Origin of the sequence: Boudabousia marimammalium, from assembly GCF_001936115.1 — a bacterium.
Lineage (GTDB): Bacteria > Actinomycetota > Actinomycetes > Actinomycetales > Actinomycetaceae > Boudabousia > Boudabousia marimammalium.
Genome location: NZ_MPDM01000002.1, coordinates 277,418 through 303,003, shown reverse-complemented (window position 1 = coordinate 303,003; position 25,586 = coordinate 277,418). Strand labels below are relative to the sequence as shown.

Annotated in this window: 21 protein-coding genes and 1 tRNA gene; 15 read left to right on the top strand and 7 right to left on the bottom strand. The window is 55.7% G+C overall.

Going from position 1 to position 25,586, the window contains the following annotated elements; all coding sequences use genetic code 11:
* Window positions 1–2: 2 nt before the first annotated feature.
* Both BM477_RS02900 and BM477_RS02895 read right to left on the bottom strand, forming a co-directional pair.
* Window positions 3–1,721 carry an ABC transporter permease family protein gene (locus BM477_RS02900; RefSeq protein ID WP_075361164.1) on the bottom strand — a complete coding sequence of 573 codons (1,719 nt, stop codon included), beginning with the start codon at window positions 1,719–1,721 and terminating at the stop codon, window positions 3–5.
* Window positions 1,697–2,554 (bottom strand): ABC transporter ATP-binding protein, encoded by an 858-nt coding sequence (locus BM477_RS02895; RefSeq protein WP_075361163.1) that lies wholly within the window; start codon window positions 2,552–2,554, stop codon window positions 1,697–1,699. The genes BM477_RS02900 and BM477_RS02895 overlap by 25 nt, the downstream gene beginning before the upstream one ends.
* 158 nt (window positions 2,555–2,712) lie before the next feature.
* Here BM477_RS02895 and BM477_RS02890 point away from each other — a divergent pair.
* The 12 genes from BM477_RS02890 to BM477_RS02830 all read left to right on the top strand — a co-directional run bounded on the left by BM477_RS02890 (window position 2,713) and on the right by BM477_RS02830 (window position 15,730).
* Window positions 2,713–2,784: transfer RNA gene (locus tag BM477_RS02890), tRNA-Gln, on the top strand.
* Window positions 2,785–3,071: 287 nt separating this feature from the next.
* Complete coding sequence (locus BM477_RS02880; RefSeq protein ID WP_075361161.1) at window positions 3,072–4,052, top strand: ribose-phosphate diphosphokinase; 981 nt, start codon at window positions 3,072–3,074, stop codon at window positions 4,050–4,052.
* A gap of 132 nt (window positions 4,053–4,184) precedes the next feature.
* Complete coding sequence (locus BM477_RS02875) at window positions 4,185–4,811, top strand: 50S ribosomal protein L25/general stress protein Ctc (protein WP_075361160.1); 627 nt, start codon at window positions 4,185–4,187, stop codon at window positions 4,809–4,811.
* Between the two features lie 223 nt (window positions 4,812–5,034).
* Window positions 5,035–6,150 carry a BMP family lipoprotein gene (locus tag BM477_RS02870; RefSeq protein WP_075361159.1) on the top strand — a complete coding sequence of 372 codons (1,116 nt, stop codon included), beginning with the start codon at window positions 5,035–5,037 and terminating at the stop codon, window positions 6,148–6,150.
* Window positions 6,151–6,262: 112 nt separating this feature from the next.
* Window positions 6,263–7,804, top strand: coding sequence for an ABC transporter ATP-binding protein (locus BM477_RS02865; RefSeq protein WP_075361158.1), 1,542 nt, complete (start codon window positions 6,263–6,265; stop codon window positions 7,802–7,804).
* Entirely contained in the window at window positions 7,801–9,039 is a 1,239-nt protein-coding gene (locus BM477_RS02860) for an ABC transporter permease (RefSeq protein ID WP_084543666.1), read from the top strand. The genes BM477_RS02865 and BM477_RS02860 overlap by 4 nt, the downstream gene beginning before the upstream one ends.
* Window positions 9,039–10,319, top strand: coding sequence for an ABC transporter permease (locus BM477_RS02855; protein WP_075361157.1), 1,281 nt, complete (start codon window positions 9,039–9,041; stop codon window positions 10,317–10,319). The genes BM477_RS02860 and BM477_RS02855 overlap by 1 nt, the downstream gene beginning before the upstream one ends.
* Before the next feature lie 15 nt (window positions 10,320–10,334).
* Window positions 10,335–10,796, top strand: coding sequence for a cytidine deaminase (locus BM477_RS02850; protein ID WP_075361156.1), 462 nt, complete (start codon window positions 10,335–10,337; stop codon window positions 10,794–10,796).
* Between the two features lie 14 nt (window positions 10,797–10,810).
* The gene (locus BM477_RS02845) at window positions 10,811–12,100 is read left to right on the top strand and encodes a thymidine phosphorylase (protein WP_075361155.1); all 1,290 of its coding nucleotides are present in this window, start codon (window positions 10,811–10,813) and stop codon (window positions 12,098–12,100) included.
* Window positions 12,101–12,131: 31 nt separating this feature from the next.
* Entirely contained in the window at window positions 12,132–13,580 is a 1,449-nt protein-coding gene (gene putP / locus BM477_RS02840) for a sodium/proline symporter PutP (protein WP_075361154.1), read from the top strand.
* A gap of 97 nt (window positions 13,581–13,677) precedes the next feature.
* Window positions 13,678–14,328, top strand: coding sequence for a deoxyribose-phosphate aldolase (gene deoC / locus BM477_RS02835; RefSeq protein WP_075361153.1), 651 nt, complete (start codon window positions 13,678–13,680; stop codon window positions 14,326–14,328).
* Between the two features lie 55 nt (window positions 14,329–14,383).
* The gene (locus BM477_RS02830) at window positions 14,384–15,730 is read left to right on the top strand and encodes a chloride channel protein (protein ID WP_222842268.1); all 1,347 of its coding nucleotides are present in this window, start codon (window positions 14,384–14,386) and stop codon (window positions 15,728–15,730) included.
* A gap of 75 nt (window positions 15,731–15,805) precedes the next feature.
* On the opposite strand, the gene BM477_RS02825 is transcribed toward BM477_RS02830, so the two are convergent.
* Both BM477_RS02825 and BM477_RS02820 read right to left on the bottom strand, forming a co-directional pair.
* Window positions 15,806–17,548, bottom strand: a complete 1,743-nt coding sequence (locus BM477_RS02825) for a phospho-sugar mutase (protein ID WP_075361151.1) — start codon at window positions 17,546–17,548, stop codon at window positions 15,806–15,808.
* Window positions 17,549–17,641: 93 nt separating this feature from the next.
* Window positions 17,642–18,460 carry a purine-nucleoside phosphorylase gene (locus BM477_RS02820; protein WP_075361150.1) on the bottom strand — a complete coding sequence of 273 codons (819 nt, stop codon included), beginning with the start codon at window positions 18,458–18,460 and terminating at the stop codon, window positions 17,642–17,644.
* Between the two features lie 95 nt (window positions 18,461–18,555).
* On the opposite strand from BM477_RS02820, the gene BM477_RS02815 reads away from it, so the two are divergent.
* The 3 genes from BM477_RS02815 to BM477_RS02805 all read left to right on the top strand — a co-directional run bounded on the left by BM477_RS02815 (window position 18,556) and on the right by BM477_RS02805 (window position 20,591).
* Window positions 18,556–19,170, top strand: a complete 615-nt coding sequence (locus BM477_RS02815; RefSeq protein ID WP_075361149.1) for a hypothetical protein — start codon at window positions 18,556–18,558, stop codon at window positions 19,168–19,170.
* Between the two features lie 109 nt (window positions 19,171–19,279).
* Window positions 19,280–20,107, top strand: a complete 828-nt coding sequence (locus BM477_RS02810; RefSeq protein ID WP_075361216.1) for an LOG family protein — start codon at window positions 19,280–19,282, stop codon at window positions 20,105–20,107.
* The gene (locus tag BM477_RS02805; protein WP_075361148.1) at window positions 20,100–20,591 is read left to right on the top strand and encodes a glutathione peroxidase; all 492 of its coding nucleotides are present in this window, start codon (window positions 20,100–20,102) and stop codon (window positions 20,589–20,591) included. The genes BM477_RS02810 and BM477_RS02805 overlap by 8 nt, the downstream gene beginning before the upstream one ends.
* A gap of 14 nt (window positions 20,592–20,605) precedes the next feature.
* Here the strand turns inward: BM477_RS02805 and BM477_RS02800 are convergent, their stop codons facing one another.
* The 3 genes from BM477_RS02800 to BM477_RS02790 all read right to left on the bottom strand — a co-directional run bounded on the left by BM477_RS02800 (window position 20,606) and on the right by BM477_RS02790 (window position 25,500).
* On the bottom strand, window positions 20,606–22,666 hold the full coding sequence (locus tag BM477_RS02800) for an NAD(+) synthase (RefSeq protein WP_075361147.1): 2,061 nt from the start codon (window positions 22,664–22,666) through the stop codon (window positions 20,606–20,608).
* A gap of 48 nt (window positions 22,667–22,714) precedes the next feature.
* The gene (locus tag BM477_RS02795; RefSeq protein ID WP_084543665.1) at window positions 22,715–24,241 is read right to left on the bottom strand and encodes an amino acid permease; all 1,527 of its coding nucleotides are present in this window, start codon (window positions 24,239–24,241) and stop codon (window positions 22,715–22,717) included.
* 77 nt (window positions 24,242–24,318) lie between these two features.
* Window positions 24,319–25,500 (bottom strand): acetate/propionate family kinase, encoded by a 1,182-nt coding sequence (locus tag BM477_RS02790; protein ID WP_075361146.1) that lies wholly within the window; start codon window positions 25,498–25,500, stop codon window positions 24,319–24,321.
* Window positions 25,501–25,586: the final 86 nt, after the last annotated feature.

Below are 25,586 nucleotides of genomic sequence, written 5' to 3'. Positions count from 1 at the left end.
GCCTAAATCGCGTGCCCCGGCCAGGTCCTCATAGTGGAAATCGTTTTCGCCCAGTTCCGGTCGAGGATTCTTCCACCACTCCAAACCCCAATGGTGAGATAGAGCAGGCTGAGCCCGAAACCTGTCACCATGCTAACCCAGACATATGCGGGAGCGGTGTAGCTCAAGATCAGGTAGAGCCCCCAGCCGGGGAAGGTCAGGACGGAAACCACCAAGTAGGTGACGAACTGAACCAAGGCCTGCCAGCCGGAGGCCCCCGCCCCACTATTGGAGAGCCCATTGGTGCCGGGCGCTTTGGTGGGATACACGAAACGGGCGGAGACGAATAGGCCAACGCCTTGCAAAGTGAATAGAAGCGGGAATGACAGGGTAACTAGCAGTATCCAGTTAATATCGAATAAGAAGACAGCCAAGAGCAGTAGCGCGCTCAAGTAGGGCAACTGCCAGATTAGTGCCCCCAATAATCTGCCCAAGCGGTCTTCGCGACCTTTCATCCCGCTGGTCCCGTGATGCCAAAATGCGGTGGAATCCATGGCAGTGTCAGCCATGGTCATCATGCCGGTACTAGCGAAAGCAAAGATGAGGAAATAGTAGACCAGCCAGTTGTTGGTGGTAGCGACACCGGAAGCCTCGTCCACATCAAGGTTGAAGGTGGCAACCTGACCCATCAGGTAGGCACCTAGAATGAAAATTGCAGGCAAAATTAAACCCATTGAATAGCGTGGATCTTTAAACCAATATTTGAGGCTTCGAGCGGCAGTGCCAGCCGTTGCGGGGGAAGCACCCAGGCGGCGGAACCAATCCGTAGTAGGTAAGAACCGTTGCTGAGAACTGTCTAGTCGGGCGGCGGTGAGATGGGCTGTACGGGAGTTTTGTTGGGCGTAGAGACGCTCCCAGTCGGGGCAATTCTCTGCCACCCCCGACATGGCTTGTGGGAGGAGGCGAATCCACACCCAGATTAGCAGTGCAGCGGTTACGTAGGTGATGAGCAACGTGAGGGTAACCGCCCACCACTGCCCCAAACTAGCGTAATGTGCGGCAATAAATGGAGCACCCAAAGGAGTCCAACCCAAGACCCAAGCGGTAGTGGAAAGAATGTCGAGGGTGCCAATCCCGTACTTTATGACTACGTTTATGCCGTAACCAAAGCCAATGAAAAACAGCATCATCAAAGCGAATAGGATTAGGTTTAGAGCCGTTTTTACTCCGCGTTTAGCTGAAATAATCCGATCTGCTAAAACGGCGGTCACCCGTGAGGCGCCCGCAACCAGGAGGTAAGCGCCGGGAGCAATCAGAAAAGTAACAAATGCGGCAGGAATATCTCCGGCGATTAACCAGCCTGCGGCAGGGAGGAGGAGCAGTACTGCGGTTAGCAGCCCATCACTGGAAAGGTTTTCTGCCAGTATGAAACTGATGGCAAACTTTCGGTCGGGAACATTAGTGTTCACAAAAAGTTTGGGCTCGACGCTTTCATCCAGAGAAGCTAGCACAACCGGACCGAGCACTGACAACAGTAGCAATCCCAATCCAGCAATCGGAAGCAGCTGCCCAATCTGGCTCATGTAGCCGGCGTAGGCGCCCGCTATCAGACCAGCGACCGCTCCCACCAGCAATCCCACTAAATAGAGGTATCCGAAGATAGCGCCAACCAGTTGGGCAGTGTTGCGTTTAAGATTATTCCAAGTCAGCTTGAACCTTAATTTGACGAGGGTGCCAACCAAGCTAGGTCACCCCCTTCGCTGCGAGCTCCCACCAAGTTTTCGAAGCGGGTGAACAAATCCATTCCGTCCTCGACCTCCGCCAAAGTTCCAGAGGCGACAACCTGCCCTTGGTTAATCACTGCCACATGGGAGCAGATGCGGGCCACGGTGTCCATCACGTGAGAGGACAAAATCACGGTCCCGCCACGCGAACGGAAATGGTTAAGCATATTGAGGATAGTTTTTGCACTAATCGGGTCTACCGCTTCAAAGGGTTCATCTAAAACCAGTACCGAGGGGGAATGCACCAAGGCGCACGCCAGCAGGATCTTCTTTCGCATGCCCGCCGAATAATCCATTACCAGTTTGTCTCCGGCAGTGTCGAGTCCGAGGGCTTGGAGCAGATCAGTGGTACGACTGCGCACCACCTCGGGCTCCATGCCATGTAACAGACCCGTGTAGGTGACCAGCTCACCGCCGCTGAGGCGGTCAAAGGTGCGTACGCCATCAGGAAGAATACCGAGGGTTCTTTTCGCGTAGGCCGAATCCTTCCAAATATCAACACCGTGCACCAAAGCCGTGCCAGCCGTCGGAGTGAGCATGCAGGTAGCCATCGACAGCATAGTGGTTTTGCCTGCCCCATTAGGTCCCACAATGCCGTAGAACGATCCGGCAGGAATATCTAGGTTCATACCGGCGCAGGCGACAAAGTCGCCAAAAACTTTCACTAAGCCACGGATTGAAAGAGCAATTTCTGAGTGTGGTTTTTCTTGCACTTGAGGCGAAGGAGAGATCTGCGCTGGGAGTTCTAAACCAATATTATCGGGTGTATCTGAAACAAATTCGTTTTCCATATTTGCCAGTATAATCACGCTAATCTGCAGAATTCCTCATTCTTGCGAACGAATTTAGACAGGTGAAAAGCGTCTGGGGAGAGGGTTTTAGGAAGGCTATTCACCTGAGTTTAAGGTTGCTGAACGGGAGCTAAGATGGCAAAATAAAACTCGCATAATCCGCCCTTGTGTAATGGTAGCACGCAGGCCTTTGGTGCCTTGTAGTCCGGGTTCGAATCCTGGGGGCGGAGCTCAACATGGCGAAAGCCATGACATCAGTAGGAAACTGACCTATGATGAACCGGAGAACCGGTAACAATGAAAAGGCGCACTATCTCATGCAACCACTTGCCTGCGAGGTGAAGGCTAATAGCTTAGGCGTTAGCCCGGGTGAAGTGCATCGTAATTCTGCCTGTTTGGATACTCCGTGTACCTGTCCCGCTTCCGCCGATGCGGTTATGCTGGCGTTCGCTACGCCCTCGGGACCCCTAAACTTTGCTCTCAACTTATCCGTCCCGCTAAAAGGAGCAACGCTCAAATGACAGGTATCATCACATCCGGAGAGAAACGTCTGGTCCTTGTGACCGGTCGCGCTCACCCCAAGTTAGCTGAAGAGGTCGCTAAGAGCCTCAACATTGATCTTCTCCCCACCACCGCATACAACTTTGCGAACGGGGAAATCTACATTCGTTTCAATGAGTCAGTGCGCGGATGTGATGTTTTCGTATTACAGTCCCACACCAATCCCATCAACGAATGGCTGATGGAACAGCTGATTATGGTTGATGCTCTCAAGCGTGCGTCTGCCAAGCGCATCACCGTGGTAGCTCCTTTCTACCCCTACGCTCGCCAGGATAAAAAGCACCTAGGTCGCGAACCTATTTCTGCCCGCCTCGTCGCTGATTTGTACAAGACCGCCGGCGCTGACCGCGTCATGAGTGTCGATCTTCACGCAGCGCAAGAGCAGGGCTTCTTTGATGGTCCCGTCGATCACCTGTGGGCCATGGATGTGCTGGTTGACTACGTCCGCACTCGTGTTGACTTGAGTAATGTGTGCGTAGTTTCCCCCGATGCTGGCCGTATCCGCGTGGCGGAGAAGTGGGCCGCCAAGATGGGGGGCTGCCCACTAGCTTTCATCCATAAGACCCGTGACACTTCCCGTCCCAACGTGGCGGTCGCTAACCGCGTGGTTGGTGAAGTGGAAGGCCGTACCTGCATCATTACTGACGACCTGATTGACACCGGCGGCACCATCGCGGAGGCCGTCAAGGTGCTTATGGCTTCAGGTGCCAAGGACGTTATCGTCGCCGCCACTCACGGCGTGCTTTCCGGACCGGCCCGTGAGCGCCTATCCACCTGTGGTGCACGTGAAGTGGTTGTCACCGATACTTTACCGATCACTGATGACAAGAAGTTTGAACAGCTCACCATCTTGTCGATTGCCCCGCTGTTGGCTAAGGCCATCCGTGAAGTATTCGATGATGGCTCCGTCACTTCTTTGTTTGACGGAGTGGCTTAGAGCCAGTCTTTGCGCTAATATCAAACAGTTGCCTCGGCGAGGGAGACCCAACCTGGGTTGATCCGTTATCGACAAGGCTCGCGTATGCGACCATCCGGGGCCGGACAAAGAAGACATACCTGGAGGTTTGTAATGCAAAAGAACCGTATGAACGCTGAGCTGCGTAGCGATTTTGGTAAGGGCTACGCTCGTCGTACCCGCGCCGCCGGCAAGGTCCCGGGCGTGATTTACTCACGTCACTTGGACGCTCCGATTCACGTGACCCTGCCCGGCCACGAAGTATTCATGGTGCTGAAGAGCTCCGCTAACGCCGTTATCGAAATGAACATCGAAGGTGGCGAAAAGCAGCTGGTGCTGGTGAAGGACGTGCAGCGTCACCCCGTCTCCCGCAACCTGCAGCACGTTGACCTGCTGGCGATTAGCCGCAAGGAAAAAGTCGACGTGGATGTGCCCGTCGTTGTCGTGGGTGAATCTGCTTCCGGCACCATCCACACCTTGGAAGCTCACACTCTCCCAATTACCGTTCCCGCCGTCGACATTCCCGAGAGCATCGAAGTTTCTGTCGAGGGCTTGGAAGAAGGCACAGTTATTCGCCTATCCGACATGACTCTGCCTGAGGATGCTGAATGCACCCTTGATCCCGATACTGAGATTGTTTCAATTTCCGTGCCGCAGGCTGAGGCTGAGCCGGAGCCCGCCGAGGGCGAGGGTGAAGCAACCTCCGAGGGTGAAGTAGCTGCCGCTGAAGACGCTGAGTGATTTTAGCTAAATCGGGTTGCTGAATTTGCGACCTCAAAACCTAGCGTTTCGGGCCCGCCACTAGTGATAGTGACGGGCCCGATTTTGTTTCAAAATTGCTCACAAATGGGTTACGTTCCCACCGTTGCATAGCAGTTTAAGTAGTTTGTGACTAAGATTGCATTAGCACAGCCCGGAATAGATCCGGGCTGTGTGGGGAAACTCTAATTATAAGGAGACTAAATTGAAGAATTCGCTTCGCCTTACTGCTCTTGCAGCATGTGCAGCACTGACCCTGGGTGCTTGCTCGGCAGCCCCTGAAAAGGCCGGTCCTGCAACTGCAGAGCCTACGAAAGAAACCGGCACTATGGCTAAAGATTTCAAGGCTTGCATGGTTTCAGATGAGGGTGGCTTTGACGACAAGTCGTTCAACCAGTCTGGGCACGAAGGTCTTGAGCGTGCAGGTAAGGAACTCGGTATTGAGGTTAAGGCCACCGAGTCTAAGAATGATGCTGATTTCGCACCCAACTTGGATCGTCTAGTTGCTGAAAAATGCAACATTATTTTCGGTGTTGGCTTCAAGCTGGCTGACGCAACCTACGCTGCAGCGCAGGCCCACCCCGATGTCCACTTTGCTCTGATTGACTCCACCGAGCCCCCGAAGAAGGAAAAGCTGCCCAACTTCCGCCCCTTGGTGTTCAACACCGCTGAAGCTGGCTTCCTCGCTGGCTATGTTGCCGCTGGCATGACCCAGACCGGCAAGGTTGGCACCTACCTCGGCATGAAGCTCCCGACCACCGCTATTTTCGCTGATGGTTTCTCTGACGGCATCATGCGCTACAACGAAGACAATGGCACATCCGTTGAGCTTCTCGGCTGGGACAAGAAGGCCCAGGATGGTCAGGCCACCGGTGACTTCTCCGACCAGAACAAGGGTAAAGCAACCACCACTAACCTGATCAACCAGGGCGCCGACATTATCATGCCGGTTGCTGGCCCGGTGGGTGCAGGTACCTTGGCTGCCGCTAAGGAAGCTAATGCTGCAGGTAAGAACGTCTCCGTTGTATGGGTTGACGCTGATGGTGTTGAGACCACCCCTGACGCTAAAGACGTCATCTTGACTTCAGTGATGAAGCAGATTGGTGAGGCCGTCTTCGACACCACCAAGGATCTGGTTGATGGCAAGCCCTTCACCTCTGAGCCTTACATCGGCACCATTGCTAACAAGGGAGTTGCCCTAGCTCCGTTCCATGGTTTCGATGCCAAGGTCTCTGCTGATCTGAAGGCTAAGTTGGAAGCGCTATCCGCTGACATCGCTTCCGGCAAGCTCAAGATTGAGTCGCCTAACAGCCCGAAGTAGACAGTTCATTTCGGGATCCCGAAATAACAGCTAACTGTCAATGATAGCTACGACGTGGCCCGAGCTTTCGGCTTGGGCCACGTCGCTATTGATTTATTATTAGGAGCTTATAGTGAAGCTTGAATTACGCGGAATCACCAAAGTTTTTGGTCCGCTCGTAGCCAATGACCACATCGACGTGGTTGTTGAACCAGGAACTATTCACGCGCTCTTGGGTGAGAATGGTGCCGGTAAATCAACGCTAATGAACGTGTTGTACGGCCTGTACCAGCCTGATGGTGGTGACATCCTGATTGATGATAAAAAAGTTAAATTTAACGGTCCTGGCGACGCTGTTGCCGCTGGAATCGGAATGGTGCACCAGCACTTTATGCTGGTCCCCGTTTTTACTGTCGCCGAATCGGTCGCCTTGGGATATGAACCGACCGCTACCGGTGGAGTTTTAAAACTTGAAGAAGCCCGTAAGCGCGTTCGTGAACTAGCGGATCGTTTCGGATTCGATATTGACCCTGATGCGCTGATTGAAGACCTTCCGGTAGGTGCTCAGCAGCGTGTCGAAATTATTAAAGCCCTCTCACGCGATGCTTCAGTCTTGATTTTAGACGAGCCTACAGCTGTGCTAACCCCGCAGGAAACTGATGAGCTTCTCGCCATTATGAAGCAGCTACGCGACCAGGGCACCTCTATTATTTTAATTACTCACAAACTACGTGAGGTCAAAGCCGTCGCGGATGAAATTACTGTTATCCGTCGCGGAAAAGTTGTAGGTAAAGCTGAACCGACCTCCACCGAGAAGGAACTCGCTTCCGCCATGGTGGGTCGTCCGGTTGATCTTTCAGTTACCAAGAATCCGCCGAAGCTTAACGACAGCTCGGTTGTCTTTGACAATCTTACTGTCGCCGCTGACACTGGCCAGGTGCTAGTTGACGGGGTTTCCTTCGAAGTTAAGGGCGGCGAAGTTCTGTGTATAGCCGGTGTGCAGGGTAACGGACAGACTGAGCTTACGGAAGCCATCCTCGGCTCCGTGGAGCCCACCGCTGGAAGTATTTCCCTAAATGGAAGCCCGCTCACCGGTAAAGGCATTAAGGAACGTCTCCACGGCGGCCTCGGCTTCGTGCCGGAAGACCGCTCCCTAGACGGTATGATTGCCTCTTTCACCATCGCGGAGAATTTCATCCTCGACCAGTATGATGAAGAGCCTTTCGCTAAGGGCATCTCCATGCGGGTGAAGACCATTGCTGAACATGCTGAAAAGCTTCGTGAAGAATTCGACGTGCGTGTCACCTCGGTCCACGATCCTATCTCCACTCTGTCAGGTGGTAACCAGCAGAAAGCTATCTTGGCCAGAGAAATGTCCAAGAAGCTGGAACTTCTGGTGGTTTCGCAGCCGACTCGTGGCCTGGATGTCGGCTCCATCGAGTTCGTGCATTCACGCATCATCGCAGAACGTGACAGTGGTATCCCCGTCATCGTGGTCTCCACTGAGCTTGACGAAGTTGTTGGCCTCGCTGACCGCATCGCCGTCATGTACCACGGCCGTATCGTTGGAATCGTTGATCCCGATACGCCGCGCTCCGTACTTGGCTTGATGATGGCCGGTGTGCCCTTGGAGGAAGCTCTCAGCAAGGCTTCACAGAAGGAGGTCGCCAAGTGAGCGACGAATTGAAAGAAACCCAGGAGCAGGCTCCCACAAAGTCTCAGACTCCTTTCCTCACCCGGATTGTGAAGACATTCTTCAGTCCCGATGTAGGAACCATCGCTGGTGCGATTGCTTTGGCGCTAGTATTGGGCGCTCTACTAGTGGTTGCCTTCGATCCGAAGGTGCAAGAGACTGCTAGCTATCTGCTCGCCCGCCCGTCGGACTTCTTCTCAGCAGCTGGATCAGCTTTCGTAGCTTTCTTTGCTTCTTTGATACGTGGCTCAATCTTCGACTGGGAAGCAGCTTCGGCAGCGCGTATGTTCCGTCCCATCACGGAGTCTTTGGTCTTTGCCACCCCACTGATTATCTCTGGCTTGGCCATTACCGTGGCATTCCGTGCTGGCCTGTTCAATATTGGTGTACAAGGGCAGCTGATTTTGGGTGCGATTGTTGGTTCAATCGTTGGTATTAATCTGCCGTTGCCTCCGGTTTTGGGCATTATCGTCACCATGCTGGCAGCAGTTATTGGCGGCGCCCTCTGGGGTGCTATCCCTGGCCTGCTGAAAGCCCGCGCTGGCGCTAATGAAGTTATCGTCACCATCATGCTCAATACGATTGCGCTGTACCTGGTGGGATGGCTTCTTCAGCAGCCCATCCTGATTGGTGACGGCTTGCCCTCGAAGTCCTTGAACACGCAGGCTAACGCTTGGTACCCGATGCTGATGGGCAGCCAGTTCCGCCTGCACTTCGGATTCGTGATCGCTTTGCTGGCCGCTGTTTTTGTTTGGTGGCTACTAGAGCGCTCCACTTTCGGTTTTGAGCTTCGCGCGGCGGGTGCTAACCCGTCCGCCGCTGCCACTGCCGGCATTAATGTTAACCGCGTAATTTTCCTGACCCTGACCATTTCGGGTGCTCTGGCTGGGCTTTCCGCCACCGCCCCGATTCAGGGCACTGAGCACTTCTTGACCTCCGGTACTGCCGGTTCACTTGGTTTCGACGCTATTACCGTCGCCTTGCTGGGTCGCTCGAAGCCGCTCGGTACAGTATTGGCTGGTATTCTTTTTGGCGCCCTCAATGCTGGTGGTTCCACCATGCAGGCGGCCGCTGGGATCCCGATTGATATTGTTCAGGTGACTCAGGCAATCATCGTGTTGCTGATTGCGGCATCTGAGGCACGTAAGTACTTTAAAGCGAAGAAGCTGGCCGCAGCTAAAGCAACTGCTGTAGCTCCGCGAAAGGAGGTGGCCTGATGGCTGCTTCAACCAAGATGGAAAATAAGGTTGAACTTCCGGAAGACTACAAACTTCCCATTAAACGTCGCGACCCTATCTCGATGACGGTTCTTTCCGTACTAGTGATTTTCATGGCTGTCACCACCAGCGGTACTTCAGTAATGTCCTTCGCTGGTGCTACTGGCTGGTTTAATATTCCAGATTTGAGTGTGCCTTCAGTTCCCACACTCTGGGCCTTTAGCGTCATCGCAGTAGTTCTGACAGCTTTGGCCTGGCAGCGTGCAGTTGCCCGCAAGCGCCTATCTGGACTCTACTTTGGTGGGGTTGGCGTAATCTTCGTGGTCGCCTTCCTGATCTGGACTGTGGCAGGCAAACAGGGCTCCATCATGCCGGTAGTCTCATTGCTGGTCGGTGGTCTGGCACTAGCTGTGCCGCTAATCTTCGGTTCGCTTTCCGGTGTGGTCTGTGAGCGCTCTGGCGTTATTAACATTGCTATTGAAGGTCAGCTCCTCTTCGGGGCTTTCCTAGGTGCAGTGACCGCGTCAATCTTCTCCAACGCCTACCTTGGTTTGATTGGTGCGCTGATTGGTGGCGCCCTAGTGGGTGTACTGTTGGCACTGTTCACGGTTACGCTTCGCACTGACCACATCATTGTGGGTGTCGTGTTGAACATGCTGGTCATTGGTTTGACCTCATTCTTCTACTCGACTGTGCTGAGCGATAACCCAGATTTGAATGTAGTTACCGCGCTAACCCCGATTCCGATTCCGATCTTGAAGGATATTCCGTTCATCGGCCCGATTTTCTTTAATCAGTCGTTGCTGGTATATCTGGTTTACGTGGCCGCCATCGGTTTGCAGTTCGCGCTGTTCAACACTCGCTGGGGTTTGCGTACCCGCGCTTGCGGTGAGCACCCGAAGGCAGCTGACACCGTCGGCATTAAGGTGAATGTAACCCGCTGGATTAACGTCGTGGCGGCCTCCGCTCTGGCCGGCCTAGGGGGCGCATTCTTCACCCTCGGCGCTGGTCTTGCCTTCAGCAAGGAAATGTCCGCCGGTAACGGCTTCATCGCTCTAGCTGCTATGATTATTGGTCGCTGGAACCCCAAGGGTGCAGTCGCTGCATCCTTACTGTTCGGCTTCGCAACTAACCTCGGCTCTATCATGCAGTCAGTTGGTTCGCCGCTTCCAGCGGAATTTATGCTGATGCTGCCCTACGTGGTGACGATTCTGGCTGTGGCCGGATTCGTTGGTGCGGTCCGGGCGCCGGCAGCTGAAGGTAAACCGTATCCTGCATAGAAAATGGAATTGAATATGACACCGTCTTTTGATCAGGTGTCGCAGGCTAACTGGGCGGCTCTTCGTGAAGCCGCCCAGTCGGCTATGCGTCACGCTTACGCTCCCTACTCAAAATTTCCAGTAGGGGCAGCCGCCCTCGTTGATGACGGGCGGATTGTTTCTGGTTGCAATGTTGAAAACGCAGCCTATGGTTCCACTCTGTGCGCAGAGTGCGGCCTAGTGTCAGAATTGCACAAGACCGGTGGCGGCCACCTCGTGGCTTTCGTCTGCGTCAATGGTAAGGATGAGCTACTCATGCCGTGTGGACGTTGCCGCCAGTTACTATATGAACATGGCGGGCCTGAACTGCTAATCTTGATGCCTTCCGGTATGAAGCGGATGGCAGAAGTGCTACCCGATGCTTTCGGACCCGACTATTTACGGACAGTTGTCTCTTCGTTGAGCGCTGACGCTCCAGCGGAGGACGACTCTAAATAAGAAAGATAATAAGTATGAGTAAAACATTTGATGCAGTAGATATTATTCGCGCGAAACGCGACGGGGGAGTTCTCTCTGAAGCACAAATCAACTGGGTAATCGACGCTTATACGCACGGTGTGGTGGCTGATGAGCAGATGTCTGCCCTGGCTATGGCAATCTTCTTGCGCGGTATGAACCGTCAAGAAATCGCTCACTGGACTGCTGCGATGATTGCTTCGGGCGAGCGTATGGACTTCGGTAGCCTGCCGCGCCCCACCTCGGATAAGCACTCCACTGGCGGTGTCGGCGACAAGATTACTCTGCCGCTGGCTCCGCTTGTAGCAGCCTTTGACGTGGCTGTCCCGCAGCTGTCTGGCCGCGGGCTGGGTCACACCGGAGGCACCCTCGACAAGCTGGAGTCGATTCCCGGCTGGCAGGCTGAGATCTCGAACGAAAAGATCATGGAGATGCTGGGGACCGGTCCGGGTGCAGTGATCTGTGCAGCCGGTGCTGGTCTTGCCCCCGCCGATAAGAAGCTGTACGCGTTGCGTGACATCACTTCCACTGTGGACTGTGTGCCGCTGATTGCTTCCTCGATCATGTCGAAGAAGATTGCGGAAGGTACCGGATCTCTAGTGCTGGATGTGAAGGTCGGATCTGGTGCCTTCATGAAGGACTTGGAGCAGGCGCGTGAGCTGGCGCAGACTATGGTTGACTTGGGTAAGGACGCGGGTGTGCATACCGTTGCACTACTTACCGATATGTCCACTCCTTTGGGTAAGACCGTTGGTAACGCCCTCGAAGTTCGTGAATCCCTAGAGGTGCTAGCTGGTGGCGGCCCCAGTGACGTGGTGGAGCTGACGCTGGCTTTGGCGCGGGAAATGCTGGCTGGTGCGGGACGCCCCGACGAGGACGTGGAAGCCGCCTTGAAGGACGGTCGGGCGATGGATCGCTGGCGTCAGATGATTTCTGACCAGGGCGGAGACCCGGATGCCCCGTTGCCGGTCGCTCCGGAAACTCACACCGTGACGGCGGACGCTGACGGCTATGTGCACACCATGGACGCGTTAGCGGTAGGCGTGGCTTCATGGCGTCTGGGTGCGGGTCGAGCCCGTAAGGAAGATCCGGTACAGGCTGTCGCCGGGATTGAGCTGCACGTGAAGCCAGGGGACCAAGTGAAACGTGGCGAGCCAATCATGACACTGCACACGGAGACCCCGGAACGCTTCGAGCGGGCACTCGAAACACTCGAAAATGCAGTGACGCTTGACACAGTAGCTCCCAATCTGGCATCCTCTGTGATATTAGGACGTTTGTCCTAGCAAAAGGAGAAGACTTATGTAAGGAGGTCCCATGACCGATAACACTTATCTAGCAATAGCCATGGTGGTGTATCTGCTGGGAATGATTGCCATCGGCTTTAGTGCCTATCGAAAGAACGACACTTTTGACGACTACATGCTAGCAGGACGCGGTCTGGGGCCAATGGTCGCAGCACTTTCCGCTGGCGCATCAGACATGTCAGGTTGGCTCCTCATGGGCCTGCCTGGCGCGATCTACGCCGCAGGTCTAGTGAACCTTTGGATCGCAGTCGGGTTGACTGTGGGTGCATGGGTGAACTGGAAAGTGGTGGCGCCGCGACTACGCGCTGTCAGTGAGGAGACCAATAACTCGATTACGATTCCGACGTTCCTTTCGAACCGGGTGGGCGACAAACACCATGTCATCCGCATCGCTTCCGGCATCGTAATCTTGGTCTTCTTCACTTTCTATGTCTCTTCAGGCATGGTTGCTGGCGGCGTTTTCTTCGAGTCTTTCTCCGGTGTCGACTACCGACTGGGAATGGTCATCGTCGCCGCAATTACGGTGGCCTACACCGGTATCGGCGGATTCCTTGCTGTGTCCTGGACGGATTTCGTTCAGGGCCTCATGATGGTGACCGCACTCGTGATGGTGCCGGTCGTAGGCATCTACGAACTCGGTGGGGTAGGTGAAGTCATCGACGCGATTAATCAGGTCGACCCGAAGCTACTCTCCCTCACGGGTGGGGCTACCATCATTGGAGTCCTCTCATCCCTGGCCTGGGGCCTGGGATACTTTGGACAGCCGCACATTCTGGTTCGTTTCATGGCGCTACGTAGCGCCGGTGAAGCAAAGCGCGGCCGTCGGATTGGCATCGGCTGGATGCTCCTAGCTGTTATTGGTGCAACCCTTACCGCACTGGTAGGTATCGCCATGTACACCGCCAAGGGGCAACCACTAGAAAACGGTGAAACCGTCTTCATTGCGCTCAGCCAGTTGCTTTTCCACCCGTTAATTGCCGGCTTCTTGTTAGCTGCTATTTTGGCAGCTATCATGTCCACGATTTCCAGCCAGCTGCTGGTGACGTCCTCGGCTCTGGTCGAAGATATCTACCATGCAGTGGCTAAGAAACCGCTGGGCGACTGGGCTGGCGTGTTATGGGGCCGTGGAGCCGTTCTCGCAACGGCCGTGGTGGCTGCCATCTTGGCATGGTCTCCCTCGGACACCATTTTGCAGCTCGTAGCATTCGCTTGGGCTGGATTCGGTGCCTCCTTCGGGCCCACCATTATCCTCGCCCTGTACTGGAAGAAGCTTGAATCTAGGGGAGCTGTAGCAGGTCTAGTTGCCGGCGCTCTAGTGGTGATTCTCTGGAAGAACCTCAGCGGCGGTATTTTCGATCTCTACGAAATACTGCCTGGATTCGCGGCCAATATGTTGGTTACCTACCTGGTTTCCAGTTTCTTGCCCGGGCGCTCCGGAGCGGAAGCTAAAGCGGAGTAGAGTAGCCACAAAATAGTCTCTATTTGGCCTAGTTGCTTCACTGAACTTACCTAGTACAATCAGGGTAGGAAAACCACTAATTGTTAAAGGAGAAATAATGAAACGTAACGATGTGGCACAAATGATTGATCACACACTGCTGGCCCCGCAGGCCACCGCAGCTGAGGTAAAAGAGCTGATTGAAGAAGCCGCTCGCTTGCACACCTTCAGCGTTTGTGTCTCCCCCAATCAGTTGCCAATCGAGACACCTGATTCAGTGAAAGTAGCCACCGTATGTGGTTTCCCCTCGGGTGCTCACGCTACCGTGGTGAAAGCCGCTGAAGCTGCCGACTCAGTTGCTAAAGGCGCAGACGAAGTTGACATGGTCGTCAACTTGAAGCTGGTCAAAGAGCACGACTGGGACGCAGTTCAGGCTGATATTCACGCAGTCAAGGAAGCCTGCGGCGACAAGTTGCTGAAGGTCATTATTGAATCAGCAGCCCTCACCGATGAGGAGATTGTCAAGTGCTGTGAAGCTTCTGAAGCTGCCGGCGCCGACTTCGTCAAGACTTCAACTGGTTTCCACCCTGCCGGTGGAGCTAGCGCTCACGCTGTCGCACTGATGCGTAAAACTGTGGGCGACCGCCTCGGCGTGAAAGCTTCCGGTGGTATCCGCAATGCGGAAACCGCTCAGGCCATGATCGAGGCGGGCGCCAGCCGCCTCGGACTGTCTTCCTCTGCCGCGGTTCTCGAAGGCTACGAAGACTAAAACACTCAACAAGCTGGAAAACCGACTGATTACTAAAGAGTAAGCCGATAACACAATGCGAATGCCTAAAGCTCCGAGGATTTCGGAAGAGTCTTTCAACCTCATCCTCCTCACGGTAGTGGCCGGCATCGTGGGAATGCTTACCGGCGTGGTGGCAGCATATTTTAAAATCTTCCTGCGCCTCGCTGAAATGTTTAGAATCTGGTTGACCGGATACCTACATGGCGAATACCCGACCCTAGGTTTCTTCACTTTCCTAGTTATCTGTATGAGCGCCACCGCGGTGGCAGCCATCCTCGTAACGAAGATTGAGCCGCACGCCGAAGGGTCGGGTATTCCGCATGTTGAACAGATCGTGGCCGGAGATGTCGGACCGGGCCGGACCCGTATCCTACCCGTCAAATTTGTGGGCGGCATCCTCGCGATCGGCGCTGGGCTAATGTTGGGCAGGGAAGGCCCCCTCGTCCAAATGGGCGGTACCATTGCCTCCACCGTCAACAAGTTCATCAAAGTCAACAAAACGGACTTGCGTGTAATCATTGGGGCCGGCGCCGCTGCCGGTCTTGCCACCGCCTTTAACGCTCCCATCGCTGGTGGTGTGTTTATTCTGGAAGAGCTGGTGCGGCGCTTTGATGTGCGCACCACGCTGGCTACATTGACGGCCTCCTCCAGTGGCTTCGTAGCCTCAATTGCGATTGTTGGCTCCGAAACTGAATTTAGGATGGGGCCGCTACCTCCGCCGAGCCTGCTGACCTCCCATTGGATTGCCCTCGCCGGCATTGCCTGCGGCCTGCTGGGAGTGACTTACTCATGGCTGGTGGTTTTCTTCCTCGGCGTCGCTGACGCGATTAAAATACCCACCTGGATTCGGGCCGCCACAATCGGCCTGGTCATCTCCGTCATCGGCTGGTTTAGCCCACACCTAGTGGGCGGCGGCGACTACCTCACCCAAGAAGCCCTCTGGGCGCATGGGACCATCTGGGTAACTCTGGGCGTACTAGGCTTGCGCTTCGTGCTGGGGCCCGTCTGCTACGCTGCCGGCACGCCTGGCGGCCTCTTCGCGCCGATGCTCGTGATTGGAAGCAGCACGGGACTACTGGTCGGGCAAATCGCCGAATACGTGCAGCCAGGGGTGGACCTCTCCCTACCGGCGATGGCACTGGTGGGAATGGCCGCGTTCTTTACAGCGACAGTGCGCGCACCCATTACTGGACTTATCCTGGCCACCGAAATGACCGGTCGGGTTGCCATGCTGCCGCCCATGCTGGGTGCTTGCGCCCTAGCGATGCTGGTGGCGACCGCACTCCATTCAGAGCCAATCTACGATCAGCTTCTCAAGCGTTCTGAAAAGTCAAAAGAGATGCGGAAAATGATTGCCGCAATCAGACGAAAAAAGAGCTAAAACGGGAAAATAGCTAAAACGAAAGCTGGGGTGTAGACACCCAACCGGCATCCACACCCCAGCAATCAGTTTTGCTTAGTTAAAACCTAAGTATTCACGCAACTGAGTCTTAATCGCCTCAAGCCGTTTCTGAGCTTCCACGCGTGCTTCCTTTGCTTCACCCTCGGCAACCGGCTGAACTACTTCAAGGTAGCATTTCAGTTTCGGCTCTGTGCCGGATGGGCGGGCAATCACGCGACTGTTGTCTGCAGAGAGGAACAGCATACCATCGGTCGGAGGTAGGCCCTGATAGCCTTCAGCCAAATCCACGGACTCAACCACCTTGGAGCCATCTAAATCAGGCAGACCCTTGGTCCGCAGCGTCTTCATGGCGTCAGCAATCAAGGACAGGTCGGTGACGCGCACAGCCAGCTGGCTGGTCGCATACAAACCATGCTGGTACGCCAAATCGTTCAGCAGGTCATCTAGGCTACGGCCGGCAGCCTTCATGCTCTGAGCCAAGGAAGCCAAACGCAATGAAGCAGAAATGCCGTCCTTATCGCGAACATGCTGCGGATCAACGCAGAAACCAATCGCTTCTTCATAGCCGAAAACCAAGTTATGTGCGCGAGAAATCCACTTGAAACCAGTCAAGGTCGGCTCAAAGTTCATGCCGTGCGCCTTCGCAATCTGCGACAGCAACCGAGATGAGACAATGGAGCAGGCCAAAGTGCCAGTCTCACCCGGGCCGAACATATTCATGCCATCAGCTTCGCGTTGCTTGGAGTTTTCCTCCCAGAAGCTAGCGGACTGCTCACCCAGCAGTGAACCAATCTCATCACCGGTCAGCTGACGCCAGCCGCCCTCGACGGAAGCATCCGGAATCGCGGCAGAGCAACGGTCAGCGTCAGGGTCGTTCGCCAAGACAATGTCGGCGTCCACCTTGCGGGCCAGCTCCATAGCTAGATCCAAAGCGCCCGGCTCTTCCGGATTCGGGAAGGAAACGGTCGGGAAATCAGGGTCCGGCTCATGCTGCTCAGCAACAATGTGGACATCCTTAAAGCCCGCAATATTGAGCGCCTGCAAGCAGGGCTCGCCGCCCACGCCGTGCATGGAGGTCAACACAATACGCAAGTCCTTCGGACCGGGAGAGGCAAGGGACACAGCCTGAGCAATATAGGATTCAATCAGGCTTTCCGGCACCATCTCCCAGCCAGACTCAGCCATCGGCACCTGATTAGCTGCCGGGGCAGCCTGAATCTTCGCCAAAATCTCCCCATCATAGGGCGGCACAATCTGTGCGCCCTGACCGGGACCAGTGACAGCGCGGCCACCCAAGTAAACCTTGTAGCCGTTATCCTGCGGCGGGTTATGGGAAGCCGTCACCATCACGGCCGCATCCACGCCCAAGTACCGCAAAGCGTAAGCGGTAACCGGGGTAGGTAGCGCACGCGGGAACAGTTTCGCCTTACCGCCAGCTGCCGTGATGACAGCGCAAGTGTCGAGGGCGAACTGGCTGGAACCGTGGCGGGCATCGTAGCCGACGACGACCTCAAAGTCTTCACCCACGGACTCTTTCAAGAAAGCGGCCAAACCTGCGGCTGCGCGAATCACGACTGCGCGATTCATCCGATTCGGGCCGGCCCCAATCTTGCCGCGCAAGCCTGCAGTACCAAAGGTTAGCTCTCCAGCGAAAGCATTTTCCAGCTCAGCTGCGGCGGCCTCAGCCTCGGGGCCTGACTGGCTGGCAGCAGCCAGAAGGTCACGCAGTTTCTGCTGGTCAACTTCTGACGGATCATCATTAATCCATTGTTCAATACGAGTCTTATCGACCGTCATTAGAACCTCCTAAAACTGTCCTGATCGACGCGACGGAGCGCAACACAGTGTCCGCTAGAGGACGCCGCGGAGCAGGGAGCAGTGCCATATAAATCATTTACTAGGTAAAGCACGGATAATGTCAGCAAGGAGAGCGGCAATCCGGGGCCCGGCCGCGCGCCCTGCTTCAATGACTTCCTCATGTGACAGCGGATCTTTACTAATGCCAGCAGCCGCGTTCGTCACCAAGGACAAGCCCAAAATCTCCAAGCCGACCTCACGGGCCGCAATCGCTTCCAAAGTCGTGGACATGCCGACAAGGTCGCCGCCCAGGCGGGCCGCCATCTGCACTTCCGCTGGCGTCTCATAGTGAGGTCCGCGGAACTGCACGTACACGCCCTCGGGCAGGGAAGGATCAATCTGATGCGCCAAAGCCCGCAAACGCTGCGAATACAGGTTCGTCAAATCCACGAAATGTGCGCCCTCAATGGGGGAGTCAGCCGTCAGATTAATGTGGTCACGAATTAGGACAGGGGTGCCCGGAGCCCATTCCGGATGCAAACCGCCGCAACCGTTCGTTAAAACCAGGTAGTCACAACCTGCCGCGGCGGCGGTGCGCACCCCGTGGGCCACCGCGCGCACGCCGCGACCTTCATAGTAGTGGGTGCGGGAGCCGAGGACGAGGGCGTGACGACCGTCGGCTAGGCGGACGGAACGAATCGTCGGATTATGGCCGGCCACCGCGGGAGCGTGGAAGCCCGGGATCTCAGCGGACGGAATTTCAGAAACAGTTTCCCCAATCAAATCAGCTGCGCCGCCCCAGCCGGAGCCAAGGACCAGAGCAATCTGGTGGGATTCAATGCCGCTACGTTCGCGAATCACCGCAGCGGCTTCATTGGCGATCTGTAAATAAGGTTGTTCAATATCACTCATATATAGAGGTTATCCTAATAGGCGGCCTATAGCACACTTATATTGGCAGGGATTCGTAGCCCAGTATTTGACCGGTAAAGGGGTAAACTAGAGACATGTTGAAACCAGGTTTTAAGCACAGCCGCCCCCTGCGACAGCGAATGGCAGTGGCAGCGATTGCGCTTGCTATGGTCCCCGCTCTCTCAGCTTGTAAAGATCTGGGGGATAATCCTTACTATCCGCCAAAACCTCCGGCCACAAGCGCGCCCTCGGCCCCCTCGGCGGAACCCCAGAAGCAAGCCCAAGAAGAATGGCGTAAAGCCTCCCTGGAGCGGGTTACGAAGCTCTCCGAAGAGCTTAAAGCTACTGCCGACAAGTCCTCCTTCCCGCATCATATCTACCAGCTGGGCCCCATTGTCACTGAGCCTGTGGAGGGGACCGTCGAAGCCTTTGACCCTGCTTTTGAACTACCCTCCGGTAAACTCTCAGGCATGGAACTGCAGGCCCGCTACCTTGGCGAAGGTGCCATCCTGGTGCGGATTGGTGATTCTCCATCGGTGACTTTAGTGGAAGCTAAACCGGATGAGGCAGTGCAGCTGGTTTCCGTCAAGCTGGCTGAGGAAATGAGCGGAAAACTGGTCACCATCCATGAGCAGACTGGTAGTGCTGGCGCCTGGGCTGTCACCGTGGTCTGCAATGATGGTGCAAACCCGCAGTGCACCGCAAAATAGTGACCCAGCGGGCCGTCAGTTTCGCCGCCCGCTAAGTAGCCCCCGCAGTTATGCGGATTCTTGGCCGCCATGTTGCGCTAGGTCACAGTTTTCAGTCATGCTAGAAGTGATGAAAAAAGAGAATCACACATATCAAAGCGGCCCGGTAATCCTACGCGGGTCAATGATCCCTGCGACCACGACGGATGCCCGGTTACTGGCTACCCGCCAAGATGCCGACTGGCTACACTCTGACCCTTGGCGCGTGCTGCGCATCCAATCTGAGTTTGTGGAAGGCTTCGGGGCGCTTGCTGAGCTTGGCCCAGCGATCTCCGTTTTCGGTTCCGCCCGAACCCAGCCGGAAGACCCCTACTATCGGGAAGCTGAAAAAATTGGCCGCCTGCTGGTTGAAGAAGGCTACGCCGTCATCACTGGCGGTGGACCCGGCATGATGGAAGCCGCCAATAAGGGGGCGAGGGAGGCCGGCGGGCGTTCTGTCGGCCTCGGCATTGAGCTGCCGCATGAGCAGGGCCTGAATCAGTGGATTGATCTGGGAATCAACTTCCGTTACTTCTTCGCCCGTAAAACCATGTTCATGAAATACTCCTACGGCTATATTGTGATGCCCGGCGGTTTCGGCACCCTCGATGAGCTTTTCGAAGCCATCACCCTAGTGCAGACGAAGAAAGTGCAAAACTTCCCGATCGTGCTGGTGGGCGTCAAATTCTGGCAGCCGCTTTTGGGCTGGCTGAAAGATACCCTGCTGGCGAAGGGCACCATTAGTGAGCCCGACCTGGAATTGTTGAAGGTGGTGGACACTGCGCAGGAGGCAGTTGAGGCCATTGTCGAGGGTGTAACATCCCTCTCCAAAGCGCAAGCAGAGGCTGCGGCGCGTGCCAAACTAGCAGCCACGAACGGTAAAAACAATCGCCACCCAGAAATGAGTTCCCATGAGTAATAATCAATCCTTCTCCGATTTCACCATCACCCTTGCCTCGGGTGAAAATTTCGATATGGACACTGTGAAAGACCGTCCCATCCTAGTGGTCAATACCGCCACGAAATGTGGCCTCACCCCGCAGTTTGATGCGCTTGAGGAACTGTGGCAAGAGTACCGCGATCAGGGTCTGATGATCCTAGGCTTCCCTTGCAACCAGTTCGGTAACCAAAATCCGGAGTCTGACGAGGAAACCACTGAGGTGTGCCGGATGAACCATGGCGTTACCTTCCCGCTGACTAAGAAGGTTGACGTGAACGGTGATGACGCTGATCCGCTGTTCGTCTGGTTGCGCAGCCAGACGAAGGGGCTGCTGGGGGACAAAGTGAAGTGGAATTTCACGAAGTTCCTAGTGCAACGCGACGGTAAAACGGTGAAGCGTTTCGCCCCCACCACGAAGCCCGAATCCTTGCGTAAGGATATTGAAGCGGCACTGGCTAAATAAAGTATTTACCGCCGCTAGGCGGAAGTAATCTCGATTCCTAGTTCCGCCGCTAAGCGGTCAATCCGGTCCACCCAGGCGAGTGCTGACACGTCGGAAGGCATCCGCCAGTCACCGCGCGGCGACAGGGAACCGCCAGCCATCACTTTCGGGCCATTCGGCATCGCTGAACGCTTGAATTGCGAGGAGAAGAACCGCCACATGAACAAACGCTCCCAGTGCAAGATTTCCGGCAGCTGGTAGGCGACCTTCTCATCCTCGGGGAAGCCGGCAGGCCATTCGCCGCGACTGTTGTCCGCCCAGGCGCCCTCGGCCAAGAAAGCAATCTTCTCTGGGCGCATCCCCCAACGCAGCATGTAGTACAGGTTGAAGTCCTGCAGCGGGTAGGGGCCAATCTTCGCCTGCGTGGACTGGGGTTTTTCACCCGGCTTCGCGGGAATCAGCTCCGGGCTGATCTCCGTATCCAAAATGGCTAGCAGGGTGCGGTTGGTGTCCTCACCGAACTGGTGGGAGGAAACCACCCAGCGAATCAGATGCTGAATCAAGGTCTTTGGGACTCCCGCGTTGACGCCGTAATGGCTCATCTGGTCGCCCACGCCGTAAGTGCACCAGCCCAGTGCCAGCTCTGAGAGGTCACCGGTGCCCAAAACTATGCCGCCTTGATGGTTCGCAAGTCGGAACAGGTAGTCGGTACGCAGACCTGCCTGCACATTCTCGAAAGTAATATCGTAGACCGATTCCCCTTCAGCGTAGGGATGACCCATGTCGGAAAGCATTTGCTGCGCAGCGGGACGAATATCAATCTCTGAGAAAGTCACCCCCAGTGACTGCGATAGGTCGATGGCGTTTTGCTTCGTGAAATCAGAGGTGGCAAAACCAGGCATAGTGTAAGCCAAGATGTCGGTGCGGGGGCGACCCAGCAAGTCCATCGCCCGGGCAGCCACAATCAGCGCATGCGTGGAATCAAGGCCACCCGATACGCCAATCACGATTTTTGGGTTGCCAATCGCCTGCAGGCGTTTCACCAGGCCGTGCACCTGCACGTTGTAGGCCTCATAGCAGTCCCGTTCCAGCTGGCTGGGGTCGTCGGGGACGAAGGGGAACCGGTCGATGCTGCGAATCAGCGGGATTTCGGTGGTCGGCGGTTCCAGCTCAAACTTGACCTGCACAAAATCGGTGGCTTCTAGCTCTTGTACGCGATTGTCATCATAGGAGCCATTGCGCATTCTTTCCGAATGGAGACGCTCCACGTCAATATCTGAAATGGAGTAGGTGATTCCGGCGGCGAAACGCTCAGATTCCGCTAGGAGACGTCCGTTCTCATAGATCATGGTCTGGCCATCCCAAGCCAGGTCTGTGGTGGATTCGCCTTCACCGGCAGCAGAGTAGAGGTAGGCGGCCGCGCAACGGGAGGAAGCTGACTGGCAGAGCAGATGCCGATCATCTGACTTACCTACCGTGATGGGGGATGAGGAGCTATTGGTCAGGACGGTCGCGCCCGCCAAAGCGGCCTTCGCGGAGGGAGGGATGGGCACCCACATGTCTTCGCAGACCTCGGTGAACAGGGTAAATCCGGGCACATCCTCGCACATGTAGAGCAGGTTGGTGCCGAAAGGTGCGGTCTGTCCCGCGACCTCCACCCAGGAGTCGGGGGTTTCGGTGCCGAGGGCGAAGTGTCGCTTCTCGTAGAACTCCCGGTAGTTAGGAATATAGGATTTCGGGGCGACACCCAAGATAGTGCCGCGGTGCATGGTGAGGACACAATTGTAGAGGCGGTTGCCGACCCGTAAGGGGGCGCCCACCACTAGGATGGTCATCAGCTCAGCGGTCTGTTTCAAGGTTGTGGAAATGGCCTCATCTACCTCATCCAGCAGCACCTGATTTAGCAAAATGTCGTCGAGGGCGTATCCGCTTAGGGAAAGCTCCGGGAAGACCGCTAAAGCAGTGTGCTGCTGGGCGAGGTCGCGGGCAGCTGAGATAATAGTTTCAGCGTTCTTGGCGGGCTGAGCCGGAGTCACCGGGAGGGTGACGGCGGCGGCGCGGATTAGACCATGACGGTAAATATTACGAAAATCCATGCCGCTATTATCTCACTGTTTTGATTATTGCCGCTAGGGCGTGGGGTATCAGAAACGCAGTTTGCTCTCGCGTGAGAGGTCAGCTTCGGTGGCTTTCACGAAGCCTGTTCCGCTGACCATCCGGTGTCCGATCCACAGTGCGGCGAAGATCGGGATTGTCAGGTATGAGGAGATGATTCCCCACACGTCGAAGGTCACGAAGAGGGCCTCATAGTTTTGCCCGATTACCACAATGGAACACAGAGCGAGGGCGGCGATGGGGCCGAAGGGGAAGAAGCGGGCTGCGAAAGGGAGCTCGTCGAGGGTGTGCCCCTGCGCGAGGAAGGCTTTGCGGAAGCGGTAGTGTGACCAGGCGATACCCAGCCAGGCAATGAAGCCTGAGAGGCCTGAAATGTTCACTAGCCAAGTGTAGGCACTGCCGGTACCGATTAGTGAGGTGAGGAAGCAGAAAGCACCTACCGCGGTGGTGGCCAGCAACGCATTGACGGGCACGCCGCGCCGATTCACTTTTCCGAAGCTGGCCGGGGCGATGCCTTCATGGGCGAGGGCGTACAGCATTCGGGTGGAGGCGTAGAGGCCAGAGTTACCGGCGGAAAGAATCGAGGTGAGGATGACTGCGTTCATCACTGAGGCTGCCGCCAGCACGCCAGCTTTATGGAAAATAATGGTGAAGGGGGAGATAGCGATAGCGGAAACATCGGAATCTAGGAGGTTCGGGTTGGTGTAGGGAATCAAGAACCCAATGACTGCGATAGCTCCCACGTAGAACAGCATGATGCGCCAGAATACGGCGTGAATCGCGCGGGGAATATCCCGTTCGGGGTGCTCTGATTCGCCGGCTGCGACGCCCACCAGTTCGGTGCCTTGGAAGCTGAAGCCAGCGATCATGAAGACGGCGAGGATACCGCCGAAGCCATTAACGAAGGGTGCTTCCTCTAGCGTCCAGTTGGAGAAGCCGGGGGAGGAGCCCCCAAGGATGCCAAGAATCATGGCGACGCCAACGATCAGGAAAACGATGACGGTGACCACTTTGATGGCGGCGAACCAGAACTCGCCTTCGCCGAAAGCCCGAGCGGACAGGTAGTTGAGGACGAAGAGGATGGCTAAGAAGATAGCGGACCAGATCCAGCTGGGAACCTCTGGTAGCCAATACCTCATGACGAGGGCGGCTGCGACCAGCTCTGCGGCCACGGTGATCGCCCAGTTGAACCAGTAGTTCCAGCCGATGGCGAAGCCGAAGGAAGGGGAAACGAAACGGCTGGCGTAGGTTTGGAAGGAGCCAGCGACGGGAATATAGGCGGCCATTTCGCCTAGTGACTGCATGAGTAGGAACACCATGGCGCCAATCACCGTGTAGGCCAATAGTGCGCCGCCGGGGCCAGCTTGACTGATGGTGGCGCCGGAAGCGACGAACAGGCCAGTGCCGATGGCACCGCCAATCGCAATCATCATGAGGTGGCGGGCGCGTAGGCCACGCTCTAGGCGGTTTCCGCTGGGGGCGGTCTGGTTGTTGTCTGAGTTTTCTCCGGGCAGGGTCTGGGGTGCAGTAGCACTGCTGTTGTTATTGGTTTGCATGAGCTTGTGTCCAGAGCAGCAAGAGGCATGAAAACTAGTTCATGCCTCTACACTGAAAGTCTGGATTGCCTCCTCGGCTAAATAACCGTCATTGCTTGACGGGCAATTGATAATTCTTCGTTTGTGGGAACCACTAGGACTGTTACAGCAGAGTCCTCGGTTGAAATAATGCGTGGTTCCTTGGAGCGAGTCTGGTTCTTTTCTTCATCCAGCTTCACACCCATGAAGGCCAAACGATCACACAGGTAGGTCCGGATTTTGGCGTCATTTTCGCCAATGCCAGCCGTGAAGGTAAGTGCGTCTAGGCCACCCATAATCGCTGTATAGGAGCCGACGTACTTCAAAAGGCGGTGCACGTAAACGTCCATTGCGGCGCGTGCATCCGGGTTGCCCTCCTGGATCAACTTGGCTATCTCTCGCATATCAGTGCGTCCGGTTAAGCCCTTCATCCCGGACTGCTTATTGAACAAATTATCAATCTCATCAATGGTCATGCCGGCTTGACGGACCAAGTGGAAGACCACTGCCGGGTCGATATCCCCGGTGCGTCCACCCATGACTAGTCCTTCTAGCGGGGTCAGACCCATTGAGGTTTCTACCGCTTCACCGTTTACGACGGCGGAGGCGGAAGCTCCGTTTCCTAGGTGGAGCACAATCTGTTTGAGGTCGTCGCGACCTAGTTTTGCGCTAACTGTCTGGGAAACAAACTGGTGGCTGGTGCCGTGAGCGCCGTAACGGCGGATCTCATATTTTTCGGCAACAGATTTTTCCAGCGCGTAAGTAGCTGCTTCGGCTGGGAGGTGCTGGAAGAAGGCGGTGTCGAAGACCGCAACGTGGGGAACGTCGGAGAGTAGCTCCATAGCTACTTCGATGCCTTTGAGGTGTGCCGGGTTGTGCAGGGGTGCCAGCGGGCTCAGGTCGCGAATCTTCTGGTGGACGGCAGTGTCAATTACGGCCGGACCATCAAAGTATTTGCCGCCCTGCACGATGCGGTGACCGACGGCCACAATATTGGCTTCTGCCAAGTTGGGGCCTTTTTCTTCAAAGAGGTCGAGGACGTAGCGCAGTCCCACGCCGTGATCGGGGATCGGAACGTCCAGCTCGGTTTCTTCGCCATTGTAAGTGTGCTCGATTCGGCCGGTGTCGCCAATACGCTCAACTAGACCAACAGCCAAGGAGGTCCCTTGGTCCGGGTCCACCAACTGGTATTTGATGGAGGAAGAACCGGAGTTGATAACAAGCACGGTGCGTTGGGTCATGACGTTCCTTTAACTAACAGGTAAAGATAGTTTAAAATTATCTTTACGGAATGGATTGTATAACAGGGTTGGGGTTTACGAAAGTC